At 65.8% G+C, this 12,816-nt stretch carries 12 protein-coding genes; 7 read left to right on the top strand and 5 right to left on the bottom strand.

Features of this window, described 5'->3' with window-relative positions:
- Positions 1-2: 2 nt before the first annotated feature.
- Positions 3-755, bottom strand: coding sequence for a polysaccharide biosynthesis/export family protein (locus tag ABLE43_RS20570; protein WP_285139427.1), 753 nt, complete (start codon positions 753-755; stop codon positions 3-5).
- The gene (locus ABLE43_RS20565; RefSeq protein ID WP_348980005.1) at positions 745-2,085 is read right to left on the bottom strand and encodes an O-antigen ligase family protein; all 1,341 of its coding nucleotides are present in this window, start codon (positions 2,083-2,085) and stop codon (positions 745-747) included. The genes ABLE43_RS20570 and ABLE43_RS20565 overlap by 11 nt, the downstream gene beginning before the upstream one ends.
- Positions 2,086-2,319: 234 nt before the next feature.
- On the opposite strand from ABLE43_RS20565, the gene ABLE43_RS20560 reads away from it, so the two are divergent.
- A complete protein-coding gene (locus tag ABLE43_RS20560) occupies positions 2,320-3,723 on the top strand; it encodes a sugar transferase (RefSeq protein ID WP_348980004.1) in 1,404 nt (467 codons plus the stop codon).
- Positions 3,724-3,991: 268 nt separating this feature from the next.
- Here the strand turns inward: ABLE43_RS20560 and galU are convergent, their stop codons facing one another.
- Positions 3,992-4,858: a UTP--glucose-1-phosphate uridylyltransferase GalU gene (gene galU / locus ABLE43_RS20555; RefSeq protein WP_285139424.1), complete on the bottom strand. Its 867-nt coding sequence runs from the start codon at positions 4,856-4,858 to the stop codon at positions 3,992-3,994.
- A gap of 305 nt (positions 4,859-5,163) precedes the next feature.
- Here galU and ABLE43_RS20550 point away from each other — a divergent pair, with 305 nt between their 5' ends.
- The 6 genes from ABLE43_RS20550 to ABLE43_RS20525 all read left to right on the top strand — a co-directional run bounded on the left by ABLE43_RS20550 (position 5,164) and on the right by ABLE43_RS20525 (position 9,666).
- Positions 5,164-6,084 carry a replication initiator protein A gene (locus tag ABLE43_RS20550; RefSeq protein ID WP_348980003.1) on the top strand — a complete coding sequence of 307 codons (921 nt, stop codon included), beginning with the start codon at positions 5,164-5,166 and terminating at the stop codon, positions 6,082-6,084.
- 419 nt (positions 6,085-6,503) lie between these two features.
- Entirely contained in the window at positions 6,504-7,295 is a 792-nt protein-coding gene (locus ABLE43_RS20545; protein ID WP_348980002.1) for a helix-turn-helix domain-containing protein, read from the top strand.
- A gap of 168 nt (positions 7,296-7,463) precedes the next feature.
- Positions 7,464-8,117, top strand: coding sequence for a ParA family partition ATPase (gene parA, locus ABLE43_RS20540; RefSeq protein WP_348980001.1), 654 nt, complete (start codon positions 7,464-7,466; stop codon positions 8,115-8,117).
- Complete coding sequence (locus ABLE43_RS20535; RefSeq protein WP_348980000.1) at positions 8,114-8,368, top strand: ribbon-helix-helix domain-containing protein; 255 nt, start codon at positions 8,114-8,116, stop codon at positions 8,366-8,368. The genes parA and ABLE43_RS20535 overlap by 4 nt, the downstream gene beginning before the upstream one ends.
- A gap of 238 nt (positions 8,369-8,606) precedes the next feature.
- Positions 8,607-8,759, top strand: coding sequence for a hypothetical protein (locus ABLE43_RS20530; RefSeq protein WP_348979999.1), 153 nt, complete (start codon positions 8,607-8,609; stop codon positions 8,757-8,759).
- A gap of 514 nt (positions 8,760-9,273) precedes the next feature.
- Positions 9,274-9,666 carry an IS5 family transposase gene (locus ABLE43_RS20525; protein ID WP_348979998.1) on the top strand — a complete coding sequence of 131 codons (393 nt, stop codon included), beginning with the start codon at positions 9,274-9,276 and terminating at the stop codon, positions 9,664-9,666.
- 266 nt (positions 9,667-9,932) lie between these two features.
- Here the strand turns inward: ABLE43_RS20525 and ABLE43_RS23220 are convergent, their stop codons facing one another.
- Both ABLE43_RS23220 and ABLE43_RS23215 read right to left on the bottom strand, forming a co-directional pair.
- Positions 9,933-10,916: a Tn3 family transposase gene (locus ABLE43_RS23220; protein ID WP_425475299.1), complete on the bottom strand. Its 984-nt coding sequence runs from the start codon at positions 10,914-10,916 to the stop codon at positions 9,933-9,935.
- A gap of 8 nt (positions 10,917-10,924) precedes the next feature.
- Positions 10,925-12,601: a DUF4158 domain-containing protein gene (locus ABLE43_RS23215; protein WP_425475298.1), complete on the bottom strand. Its 1,677-nt coding sequence runs from the start codon at positions 12,599-12,601 to the stop codon at positions 10,925-10,927.
- Positions 12,602-12,816 lie beyond the last annotated feature (215 nt).

Raw genomic sequence — 12,816 nt, 5'->3', positions numbered from 1 at the left:
TCTTAGTTCAGCAGCAGGAAGACGGGTGCGACCAGCGGCGATGCCGTCAGGACGTCGCGGAAGATGCGCCGCGATTTGGAATCGCCGACCATCACGACGTCGTTCGAAAATACCTGCGGGTCGGGATATACGCCGCGTTCGATCGCGCCGACATCGTACAAGGCGGCATATTTGCGCTGGCCGACGGTACGGAAGATGATGACCTCGCGCCGCTTCGAGAATTCCGTCAGCCCCTTGGCGCGCGCGATGGCACGCAGCAGCGTCATTTCCCCGATGACCGGATAGACCCCGGGTTCGGTGACTTCGCCGCCGACGGTGAAGTTCTGGCTGACGATTTCCTTGAGGTTCACGGTGACGCGCGGGTCGCGGAGATATTGGCGACGCAACAGTGCGGTCATGTCGGTCTCGACCTCGCGCGGGGTCTTGCCCGCGACCTCGACCGTTCCGATCAGCGGAAACGAGATGCGCCCGCTGGCGTCCACCTGGATTTCGCGCGCCTTCAGATCCTCGTTGCCGAACACGTCGATGACCAGCGTATCGAGCGGACCGATACGATAGGGCCGGGGATCAGGAACCAGATCGTTGACGGTCGGCGAGGGAAATTCACTTGCGGGAACAACCGAAAGCCCGGCGGCACCGCCGACCGGCGGGCGATTGCCGCCACACCCCCCCAGTGCCAGCATCAGCGCCAGTGCAAGGCTCTGGGTCATCCGTTCCGGTCGCGTCTTGCCGACGTTCATCCCGTTACTGCTCACTTTTGTCTCTCATCGTTCGTGTCGGCAGTGCCCATGTGGCGGCGATCACGAGGATCGACGCGGCGATGGGCGTCCGCAGCGGATAATCGGCCATGCTCGCCAGCGCGAACAGAAATATCGTAATCAGTCCCAGGCGCGCGATGATGCCTTCTAGTCCGGAACCAGCTGATTGTCGTCGTACGGCGAACAGGAACAACACCGTCGCCATCAGTAGCAACAGCATGCCGGGCACGCCGGCGACCAGCACCACTTCCAGCCAGTCGTTGTGCGCATGGTTGGAATAGGTCGGTCGCAGCAACGCCGCCGGTTCGTGAATCTGATAGACCGGAACATAGCTGCCGATCCCGGAGCCCCATGGCAGGTAGTTGCGGGTTGCCTCGACCACGCTCACCCATACCGGATAGCGGATATCCTCGCCGATCGTACCCATGCGTGCGATGGCGACATCACGCGACGTCACGACGACCAGGCCGACCAGCGCGACCAGCAGCACGCCACCAAGGATCAGCGGAAGCATGCGCCGACGCCTGCGCTGCCGCTGCGACAGGCCGATCCTGAGCAGGGGCAGGCTGAGGATGGCGACCACCGCGATCAGCATGCCGGCACGCGACCCGGTGATGATGATCAGCGGGATCAGGACGACTGCGAGCGCCGCGCTTCCCAGCCTGGCCAGGTTGGGGGCGAACCGCACCAGGTTGCCGGCATGGGCGCAGACCATCAACATGGGCAGCATCGCCGCGAGCAAGGCGCCCTGATGGTTGCGATTGGCGAACAACCCGGCGTTGGGCGCAGGCGACGGATACAAGGAGATCGGGATCCCGACCACCTGGATCAGGCCGAACAACGCGCTCAGGGCACCCAGTGCAACGATGACGTAGACGAGCCGCAGTCGGTCCTGTTGCGAGAGGCCGAGCGCCAGCAGGAGGACCGCCATCGGGGCGGCGAGAAAGAACAGCGCGTTCCACGTCGCATCCGGTGCCAGCGAGAGCGGACGCCACATCGCGTCGAACTCGAGCGCGGCGTCGAGCTCGGTAACGATGGCCCGGCCCGGCAACGCCTGCCACAAGGCAGGGGGCAGCGGGACCAGATGCAGGATCGTGAGGGCGGCGATCAGCCCTGCCAGGATCAGCAGCCAATAGCCGTGCCGCAGGTCATCCCGGCGGATGGTCGCCAGCGCATAGCCAAGCATCAACACGCTGACCGGGCGCAGCACGATCAGCGTCGGCGCATTGGCCCAGGAACTGCCGCCGGTAAGAAACATGAAAAGCAGGAAGGCGCATAGTATCCAGAATCTGCGTTCTGGCGACGGAATCGTGTCGTGTCGAACCATCCCACCCTCATTGGGAGCGGCCTGACCGCCGAATACCCGTGCGATGCGCCTATAAAGACGGGTATGGGACAGGGCAACCCCGGCTCCCGCGCGGAAGCCGCTCCGGCTTTGTGCATCGTCCGTGCACGCCGGTGTACCGGACGAATGGCGACCATTTTCAAGCGATAGCAAAATGTCTAACGGGTGACCGATATCGGTCCTACAGCCGATGGACCGGCTACGGAAACGGAATATATGACGACGATACCTGCATTGGCCCGTGCGAATGCCCCGTATCAGTCGGCGACTGCGGGTGATCGAGTGAAAAAATCCAAGAACGGCATCCGTATGAAAATATTGGCGATGCTGACTACCCTTGATTTTATGTCGATATTTTTCGGGCAGACGATGTTCGCGTGGCTGTATTTGGGAAATATCCGGCATGAAACCATGTTTTCGTTTCTACCGCTCTTGGTACCGTTTTATTTCCTGGTCGCGGTGCGGCAGCAGGCGTATCGGCTGAACGTCGTCATCAGCGCGACACGCAGCACCCGGCGCGCCTGCCTGTCGCTGTGCGTTGCCGCCTTGATCGTCATCGCCGTCACCTTCGTGCTGAAATCGACCGACAACCTGTCGCGCATGCTGACGATTACCGGGACCACCTGTGGAGCGGTCCTGCTCGTCGTGAGCCGCTTTCTCTTTTCCCGCTACGCCTTCGGCTTGCTGGACGGCAGTCCGGAGAGTGAAGTCGTGTTGATCGACGGTGTCCTGCCGCCCGATACCTGCGGTGCGTACAAGGTCGACCTGCGCGGTCTCGGGATCGAACCCAGCATCGACGATCCGGTGATGCTCAACCGTCTGGGCATGCTGGTCTGCGATGCCGATCGGGTGATCGTCTCCTGCCCGCCCGAGCGCCGCGGCGACTGGTCGCGCGCGCTGAAGGGGGCCGGTGTCAATGTCGAGGTACTGGCACCGGAACTGGACGAGATCGGCGCGATCCACACGACCCGCTATCACGGCACGGCAACGGCGCTGATCGCTTCGGGCCGGCTCAACGCCGTCGACCGACTTATCAAGCGGCTGTTCGATCTCGCCATCGCCGTGCCCGCCGCTATCCTGCTCCTGCCCCTGTTCGCCATTATCGCGATCTGCATCAAGCTGGACTCGCCCGGTCCGATCCTGTTCGTGCAGCAGCGGATCGGACAGGGAAATCGCATGTTCCCGATGTTCAAGTTTCGCAGCATGCGCGCCGATCAGCTGGACCACAAGGCAAGCAAGCTGACGAGCCGGAATGATTCCCGCGTGACGCGGATCGGCCGCTTCATCCGCAAGACCAGTATCGACGAACTGCCGCAGCTGCTCAACGTGTTGCGCGGCGAGATGAGCGTCGTGGGGCCGCGTCCCCATGCGACCGGCGCCCTGGCGGGCGATGCGCTGTACTGGGAAGTCACGTCGCAATATTGGAACCGGCATGCCGTCAAGCCGGGTCTTACCGGGCTTGCGCAGGTGAAGGGGTTCCGCGGGAACACCGAAACCCATGACGACCTGCTCAACCGCTTGCAGGCGGATCTGGATTATCTCGACTCCTGGTCGATATGGCGCGATGTCACCATCGTTTTCCAGACGTTCGGCGTGCTGCTGCATCGGAATGCCTTTTAGGGTCCGCACCCAACCGGCATCTTGAGGAACAATGATTTTTCGCGATTGACCGGTGGATGGATCAGGATGTCGTCGGTGGTCCCGGCGCCCGGATGCCGACGGTCGGCGACGGGAAGGCGGCACCCGCGTGCATCGAAGGAACAAGGCGCACGCAGGCCCTCCTCGCGGACAAGGGGCATGGCACGACTTGCTGGTCTCTCGCTTCCGTACGCAGGCGCTGCCCCGAGGATTCCGGCTGCCGGTCTTCGCTGCAGATGATGAGCGGGCCCTACTTCGCCGCGAGCGCCTCTTCGGCGAAGGCGCGCACGGCGGGGCCGATGTCGGCGCGCGCCAGCGCCAGCGCGATGTTCGCCTGGACCCAGCCCGCCTTGTCGCCGCAGTCGTAGCGCTTGCCGTCGAAGGTGAAGCCGTGGAACGGTTGGCGGCCGATCAGCTTGGCCATCGCGTCGGTCAGCTGGATCTCGCCGCCAGCACCCGGCTCCTGCGCGTCGAGGATTTGCATCACCTCGGGCTGGAGGATGTAGCGGCCCGGAATCATCAGGTTGGACGGCGCCTTGCCCTTGGGCTTCTCGACCAGCGCGGTGACTTCGGTCAGCTTGCCGTCCACCTTGCCCGGCGAGATGATGCCGTATTTGTCGGTCTCGCTGTCGGGCACTTCCAGCGCGCCGATGACGTTGCCGCCGACCTTGTCATACGCCTCGACCATCTGCCGGAGGAACCCGCCGACCATCAGCTCGTCGGGCAGCAGCACAGCGAACGGCTCGTTGCCGACGATCTCGCGCGCGCACCATACCGCATGGCCAAGACCCAGCGGCTCCTGCTGGCGGACATAGACCGGCGAGCCGGGCTTCTGGCGAATGCCGTCGAGGATCGCCATCGACTTGCCGCGCGCCTTCATCGTCGCTTCCAGCTCGAACGAGACGTCGAAATGATCCTCCAGCGCGCCCTTGCCGCGACCGGTGACGAAGATGATCTGCTCGATCCCCGCCTCCAGCGCTTCCTCGACCGCATACTGGATCAACGGCTTGTCGACGACCGTCAGCATCTCCTTGGGCATCGACTTGGTGGCGGGCAGGAAGCGGGTGCCGAGACCCGCGACGGGAAACACTGCCTTGCGGACACGCTGGATGGTCATGAGGTTCCTGTCAGGATGGCGTGGTGTCGCCGACCCCTATGGTCCGGTTCGATGGATAGGAAGCGTTTTGAGCGCTTCAGCATCAGCGGTTTGCGCAGTTTGCGTCACCTGCTACCCATATGGATCATGATCCTCCCGCAATCCGCCCCCGTGCAACGTCATCCGCGAAAGCACGAATTGACGGTGCCCGGAACGCCCCGATCGCCGCTTTTCCGCCCGCTTCCCCTGCGGATTCGTGCTTTCGCGGATGACGTCCCCGCCGCAATTCGTGCTTTCGCGGATGATGCCGCGCCGGTGCCTCGCGCATGACCCCGCCCCGCCCGCAACGCGACCTGTTCGTGCTCGACAGTCCTCTCCTCGCCGACGTGCGCGGCGAGCGGTCGCTGATGGCCTTTCCCTTCTTTGCGCTCAGCAAGGGCAAGTGGACGCGGCCGCTGTCCTACGACAACGGGACCGTCTCGATCGAGATCGTGCCGACCGCCAAGGGCGCGGCCACGATCTACGACAAGGAGATCGTGCTCTATATCGCCAGCCTGATGATCGCGCGGCTCGAGGCGGGCGAGGAGGTGAACCAGGAGTTCCACTTCACCGCGCACGACCTGTTCTGCGTCACCGGCAACAATCCCTCGGCGCGCTCCTACGGCCGGTTGTCGCAGGCGTTGGAGCGGTTGCAGGGCACCCAGATCAAGACCAACATCGAGGCGGGCGGCGAGGGCGAGGAGGGCTATTTCTCCTGGCTGTCCGAGGCCAAGCTCTACTACACCCGGTCCAAGGATGCGGGTGGCGACACGCGGCGGCTGAAGGCCATCCGGGTGCGGTTGTGCGACTGGCTGTACCGCGCGATCCTGCACGACGGGCAGATCCTCGACTATGCCAGCGGCTATTTCCAGCTCGGGCCGGTCGAGCGGCGGCTGTACGAGATCGCCCGCTCGTCGTGCGGCGAGGGGCCGTGCGAGATGGAGCTCGACGAGCTGCGCCGCCAGCTCGGCTACCAGAATTCGCTGCCGCACTTCCGCCATGCGCTCAAAGCCATCGTCGAGGCGGACGCGATCCCCGATTTTCGCCTCGTGCTGATCGGCGCGACCGCCCCGGCCAAGGGCGCGCGCACGCCGGGCTACAGCCGGGTGCGGATCGAGCCGCGCCTCCCCGAGCTGGAGGGCGATCCGCTCGCGGCGCAGCAGCCCGGCGAATCGGAGCGGCCCGCCGCCGAATCGGCGGACGGCTGACCCCGTCCCTGCCCGCGCTTCATCCGCGAAAGCACGAATCCGCGGTCGTTGCGCATCCGCGAAAGCACGAATCCGCCCCGGTCCATCCGCGATAGCACGAACGATTTTCGCGTCTCATCCGCGAAAGCACGAACCGGGAACACTTTCGTTGTTGGAAATCATCTGCGACAGTCCGCCGCATGCACGCCGACAATGGGGTCGGCGGCTAAAGGAAGCGGCCGTGACCACATAAAGGAAAGCCCGGCACGAAGGCCGGGCGTCCCAGGGTATCTGAAACGACGTCGCCAAACGTCGCATCCACTAATCCACTAGTGGTTTCCAGATACCCCCGATCGTCTGACGGATCAAGGACGCGCGTTTCGCGCCACGCCCCTTTTTGCATTTTCTGGTCCCGGCCCGGCACAAGGGGTTAGGGAACGATGGCGATCCTATTGTCGGCAGTCGCGGCGCGGGCGTTCGCGCCTGCCGCCCCGCGCTGTCCGGTGCGGCGGCGCAGCGTCGCGGCGGGGAGTATCGAGGCACGCTTTTTCGCGGTACCGGGGAAGGGCGAGACCGACCGGCTGCTGGCGATGGCGCGCGCCGCGCTCGATGCCGGGCGGCGGCTGCGGCGCGACGTCCGCGCCGATCCGCGCGAGCTCACCGCCCCCGAACGCGCGATGGCGGCGCTGACCGCCGGTGCGGTGCGGGTGTTCGAGGAGATCTGCACCCTCGCCCGGCTGAACGCCGGACGGGTGTTCCCGAGCTACGACCATCTGGCGAGGGCGACCGCGCTCGGCCGGGCGACCGTGGCGCGCGCGCTCAACCTGCTCGAGGCGGCGGGCTTCCTCCGGCGCCAGCGGCGTTTCTGTCGCGGCGACGACGGGCAGGCGCGCTATCGCCAGACCTCGAACCTCTATCGCGCGCTGTGCCCCGCCGCGCTGCTGCGCTTCCTGCCGCGCCGCTTCGCCACGCCCCCCCTGCCCGACGACGTGGCGGCGCATCGCGCGGCGGCGGCCGCCGAACTGGCGGCGATGCGCGCGACGCTCGACTGCGAGGCGCTGGGGCGGATCAGCGCCGACGGCGAGCTGGGCGCGATGCTCGCCCGCCTCGGCGCGGCGGTCGATCGTGCCGCATGCGAGTCTCATTCCGGTCCTGAACCGCTTCCGGAGTCTATCTATAAGGGGAAAGCGGACGACGGCCTGACCGGCCGTCGGAGTCTTTCGGACGGCTGAAGACGACGCAAGCCCCCTCCCCGACCGGCACCGCCCGTCGCCAAACGCGCGAAGCCCCGGCGATGCCGGGGCAATGCTCTCCGGCGAGAGCAGGCGGCTGCGGCACCGCGTTCCTCGGGCACGATCGCGTCTTGCACTGTCGGCATGTCGACATGTATGGATGACGACATGAAGACCATCGCGATCATCAGCCAGAAGGGCGGTGCGGGCAAGACCACGCTCGCGCTGCATCTCGCGGCGGCAGCGCAGGCGGCAGGCAAGGTCGCGCTCGTCATCGACACCGATCCGCAGGCGACCGCCAGCCAATGGGCGGCATGGCGCGGCGATGCGCCGCCCGAGGTGATCGACAGCCCCCCGCCCCGCCTTGCCGCCAAGGTCGCCGCCGCGCGCGACCAGGGCGCCGAGGTGATCGTGATCGACACCCCGCCGCATGCCGACAGCGCGGCGCGCGCCGCGGTCGAGGTCGCCGATCTGGTGCTGATCCCGTGCCGCCCGAGCGCGTTCGACCTGTCGGCGATCCAGACCAGCGCCAGGCTGGTGCAGCTGCTGCGCCGCCCGGCGTTCGTCGTGTTCACCGCCGGGCCGCCCAATGCGCCGCGCATCTATCAGGAGGCGGGCGAGCTGGTCGACGGCTTCGGCACGCCGCCGTGCCCCGTGATCCTGCCCGACCGCGCCGCCTATCGCCATGCCAGCGCCGAGGGCCGCACGGTGATCGAGAGCGAGGGCGACGGCAAGGCGGCGGACGAGGTCCGCGCCCTCTACAAGTGGACATGTCGACAGCTCGACATGCCGACACCACGGTTCCGAAAGGCCGCCGCATGAGCCGCAAACCCAGCTTCGCCAACCTGCGCGCGCGCAGCGTCGATCCGGTCGCGCCCCCGCCGCCCGCGGCGAAGCCCGCCGCCGCGCCGAGCCGCGCGGGCCGCAAGCAGATCGCGGGCTTCTTCACGCCGGAAATGTCGCTGGCGATGCACCTGCTCGCCCGGCGGCAGGACCGCAGCCTGCAGGCGCTGATGGCCGAGGCGTTCAACGACGTGCTGCGCAAATACGGTGAGAGCCCGGTGGGGGAGTGATGGCTGCGGGATCGCAGCGACACAACCAGACTACGGTAGTAATGTATACATGTCGATATGTATACCTGTCGAAGATGTGAGTGGCTAGGCCTCTGACAAGAGACGCGATCTTCTCGTGCCGCAAAGGAAGCAAAATGCCGGTCGAGCAGTGCCCGCTTTTGAAAAATGGATTGTAGCTGCGGTGAAGTGCCCGAAAACGACGGTTTTTAGGGGTGACAAATCCGCGTCCGATTGCGACATGCCCGACATGATCGAACTGACCCGCGAAGCATTGGCCTACACCATCATGGGTGGCGTGCTGTTGCTGGCCGCGCCGTGGTGCCTCGTGACGCTCCGCCGCCGCCAGCGCCGCAAGCTGCGTCAGCGCGGTATCAAACGTTACGGCCACTGACTGTCGGGCCGGCGGAAGCTGCGGCGTGCCCTGGGCAGCGCCATCGCAAACTCTCAACCTCTCTATTCAGGTGAGGTAACAGCTTGGGCAGGACGCCCAGGCACCAATGCGTAGATCAAGCGGCTGATCGATAGCCAGGTCCGATCCGCTCGTGATTCGAGCTTCGCATATCACTTGGATCGCGGCGACATATGCCCTTTTGCCAGCCCGCGCACTGGTCGCGTACAACATGCTCGGAGGCGCATCAAAATGCGTCAGGGAAATTTGCCCTCGGCTGTGTCGATATACACACCCGACAGACGCAGAACGGCATGCTTCCATGACTGTTTTCCCAAGGCTGCGTCCAATCCGGCTGCTGCGTCAGAAGCGACACGAAAAGAGCGCGGGCGAGGCGGGGGAGAAAGCGCGGGATTTGGTGTTGCAACACTGGGTCGGGCGGACTGGCTTAGGCGACGTGGACAAAGCTTGACGGCGGCACTTGTCGCTGATTCAAGGCTGCCATTTGGAGGCAGACTTGGGGGAGCGGATCGGTTTGTCGGACGAGGAATGGTCGCTGATCGGGCCATTGTTACCGGCGGAGCGGGGGCGGGGCTGTCGTCCTGCTGGTGACAACCGGCCGTTTTTCGAAGGCATGATGTGGATCGTGCGAACGGGTGCGCAGTGGCGCCACTTGCCGGAGGAATATGGCAAGTGGAACAGCGTGTTCCGCCGCTACCGTCGCTGGGTGACCATGGGCGTGTTCGACGCCATGCTGGAGACGCTGGCCGGTGCGGTGGAACGCGATGGTCGCGCCGACATGATCGACAGCACGGTCGTCCGGGCCCACCATTGTGCGGTAGGTGTAGGCGCTTGCCAACCTAGCGGCTCCTGCTCGCAAACAGCGGCGCCTTCTGCTCGGATTAACTGACAACCGCCACGGCACCGTGCTCACGGTATCTGACAACCTGCTCACTCTCCGGGGCGTCTGCTTGCAAAGCAAACGGTCTACTCACGCTTTTCGCCAATAGCCGCATCAGCGGCAGTCCGTCCGCGTGCGAGGCTGGCGCTCTCCGCCTTCAATGGCCGCGATACGGGGCAAACCTCCTGCACGTAAGCGTTGAGCGTGTTGGCGAGAGTGTCCGCAGCCAGGCGGTAGAACACGAACTGGCCCCTGTACATTATTGGGCCACGGATTCACGGTAGCGGCTCGGCGAGCAGAGGCGTGAAGCCATCGGCGTCGAGTTCGAGGTTTTCGGCCCAGACGTAGTCGCCGGTGAGATTGATGCGATCCCAGCCCAGGGGCGAGAGGCTTGCCAGCATTGCCGGATCGACCGGCACGCCACGATGCCGCATGTCCTCGACGACGCGGCCGAGATAGCGGCAATTGAACAGGATGATGGCGGCGGTGACGAGGTTGAGGGCCGCGGCACGGGTCTGCTGGTTCTCGAGGCCGCGGTCGCGGAAGCGACCGAGGCGATGGAAGGCGACGGCGCGGGCGAGGCTGTTGCGTGCCTCGCCCTTGTTGAGTTCGGCGGTGACGGTGCGCCGCAGGTCGGCGTCCTCGAACCAGCGCAGGGTGAACAGGGTGCGTTCGATCCGCCCGATCTCGCGCAGGGCCGCGGCAAGTCCGCCTTGCTGACGCTGGGCGGAGAGTCTGCCGAGGATCAGCGATGGCGTGACCGTGCGGTTCCGGATCGCGCCGATCACCTCGGCGATCTCCGGCCAGTGGGGAATGATGCGACTGCGGTCGAGCCGGCGGCCGAACAGCGGCGCCAACTTGCCGTAGCGGCGTGCCGGCTCGAAGGCGTAGAGACGGCGATCCGACAGGCGCGGGATACGCGGCTCGAAATCCAGCCCGAGCAGATGGCTGACCGCGAATACGATGTCGGACACGCCGCCTCCATCGACATGGAGCGTGGCGGGATCGACTCCTGCCGCATGGCCATGGATACCGTCGAGCGCATGGATCGCTTCGCCGGCGGTGCCGGCCATCACGCTTTGGTGAAGCGGGGCGTAGCGGTCGGTGATGGTGGTGTAGATCCTCACCACCGGGTCGCGCCCGTAATGCGCGTTGACGCTTCCTCCCGCCTCGCCGGGACCGCCCAGGGGAAATGCCTGCCCATCGGCCGACGCGCGACGTCCCTGTCCGAACCAGGCTGCAAGCGGCTCGGTATGGATGGCATCGGTCAGGCAAGCGCGAAGCGGCGCCCGCCATCGCGATCGGTATCGTCCGATGGCTCCCGGGGGAAGCGCAGCCGGTCGCCTTCGAAAAATACGGCGTCGCGCTGGCCAAGGTTCTGCTCGACCGCGAGGAGGGCCGTGTCGAGGCGGTTCGCGCGTTCATCGAGCAAGGCATGCACATCACCGGGCAGGATCGCCGGCCTGGGCGGAGCGCCTGGTGCCGGTGCCAGCAATGCGCGCAGCGCGCGATGTACCTTTGCGGTCGGAACCCAGATATCGCTCGACGCCAACGCACCCGCGAGCGCCTCGTAGGTCGCCATTTCCCAGGAAGCGCGGTCGATCGCACCGGCGTGTCCGACATGACGCCGCCAGCGCCGCTCGACATGACCGAGCGGCACGTCGTCCGGCAGCGACCTGCGCCAGTCGCCATCGAGGTCGGCGAGGATCGTCATCGCCGACCGCAGGCTCTGCGTATGCGCCCGTCCCTGGAAGTCGAACGCACGCAGGAACGCCGGACCGCTGCGCTTGAAGGCGCGGTATTCCGGCGCGATCTCGCCCAATACGTCGTCGCGGTGCGACGATGCGGTGCGCCGGATGATCGCGGCATCGGCATCGAGCGTGTCGAGCGTCGTGATCCGGTTGACGGCCGCGCCCACATCCTCGCCGGCGCGTGCCGCTTTGGCTACCGTCTCGAGCAAGACCGCGACGCGGAGCAAGCGTTCGCGCCCTTCCCGGTTCGACACGGCGACCCGTTGCTCGAGCCGCTTGCGCGCCCGCAGGCGGGCCCGGCCGAACATGGCGATCGCCGCGTCGGTGAGCGTCGCCTCCATCTCGCGCAGGGTGGCGAGCAGCACGGTCCTGCGACGGGCGGGTCGCATCTGCTGAAAGGCTTGCGCAGTGTAGCGTAGCCCCTCACGCGCGAATTGCGCGATACGCGGTTGGTGGGCCGGATCGACCGGATGCGCCGATACGCCCGACCAGCGGATCAGCCTCACCTTGTCGACGATCGTGTCGAGCGATGCCGGGGCGACCCGCGGTTGCGGTTCGCGCAGCCAGGACAGGCGGCTCTGTCGGTCATGCACTTTCCCGTCGACCAGCGTGTCTAGCCGACGACGCATTTCGGCATCGAGGCTGCGATCGACTGCGGTGATGAGATCGGTTTCAGCGCGGTGCATCGCCTCGGCCGCCATCCGCTCGACGACGCTGATACCGGGAATGACGATGCGCTCCGCGCGCATCTTCTCCAGCAGCCGGTCGAGGAGATGGCATCCGTCGGTGAGTGGCATTGCGGTTTGTCCGAGCCAGGTCATCAGATCGGCTCGGACCGGGCGGCTGAGATCACGGAATCCGAAGCGTGCCTTGATCGTGGCGAGTTGGTCGTAGCGGGTGGGCGTGCGCCTCGCGAAGTCAGCGATGGCGTCCGCCTCCACGCCGATCTGTTCGGCGATATGGTCGAGCATGATCGCCGGCAGCAGTTCGCCCGCGCGCAGATGGCGGCCGGGATAGCGCAGGCAGCACAGTTGCAGCGCATAGCCGAGCCGGGTGGCCGGTGTCCGCGCGGTGCCGATCGCGTCCAGATCGCCGGCGTCGAGGCTGTGGTGTCGCACCACCATTGCCTCGGTGTCGGGTAGCGCCAGTAGTGCGGCGCGCTGACGCCCGGTCATCGGAATGCGTGCGGGCATGTTCCATCCTCCAGAAACCCCTTGCCTTTCGGATGATTGGTGAAAGAGGATTGTGAAAGGCGGAAGGCGGCGGAAATTCGTGGCGGCCGATCCTGTAGCTTTCAGCGGTAAATGTCACGAAGTGACATCACTGATTGTCGCCTCCTGCGGCCTGCTCCTTTGGGGAAGCACTGATAAAGCCAGCTTTCCCGCTCGGTCCGGCACGTTGCGCTCTG

This window comes from Sphingomonas silueang (genome assembly GCF_040049155.1).
Classification (GTDB): Bacteria; Pseudomonadota; Alphaproteobacteria; order Sphingomonadales; family Sphingomonadaceae; genus Sphingomonas; species Sphingomonas silueang.
The sequence above is the reverse complement of the archived record's forward strand: the minus strand, read 5'-3'. Positions and strand labels throughout refer to the sequence as shown.

Coding starts and splice junctions, on each gene's coding strand:
- ABLE43_RS20565 (WP_348980005.1), bottom strand. CDS start 2,085: ATGGTTCGACACGACACGATTCCGTCGCCAGAACGCAGATTCTGGATA.
- ABLE43_RS20560 (WP_348980004.1), top strand. CDS start 2,320: ATGACGACGATACCTGCATTGGCCCGTGCGAATGCCCCGTATCAGTCG.
- galU (WP_285139424.1), bottom strand. CDS start 4,858: ATGACCATCCAGCGTGTCCGCAAGGCAGTGTTTCCCGTCGCGGGTCTC.
- ABLE43_RS20550 (WP_348980003.1), top strand. CDS start 5,164: ATGACCCCGCCCCGCCCGCAACGCGACCTGTTCGTGCTCGACAGTCCT.
- ABLE43_RS20545 (WP_348980002.1), top strand. CDS start 6,504: ATGGCGATCCTATTGTCGGCAGTCGCGGCGCGGGCGTTCGCGCCTGCC.
- parA (WP_348980001.1), top strand. CDS start 7,464: ATGAAGACCATCGCGATCATCAGCCAGAAGGGCGGTGCGGGCAAGACC.
- ABLE43_RS20535 (WP_348980000.1), top strand. CDS start 8,114: ATGAGCCGCAAACCCAGCTTCGCCAACCTGCGCGCGCGCAGCGTCGAT.
- ABLE43_RS20530 (WP_348979999.1), top strand. CDS start 8,607: ATGCCCGACATGATCGAACTGACCCGCGAAGCATTGGCCTACACCATC.
- ABLE43_RS23215 (WP_425475298.1), bottom strand. CDS start 12,601: ATGCCCGCACGCATTCCGATGACCGGGCGTCAGCGCGCCGCACTACTG.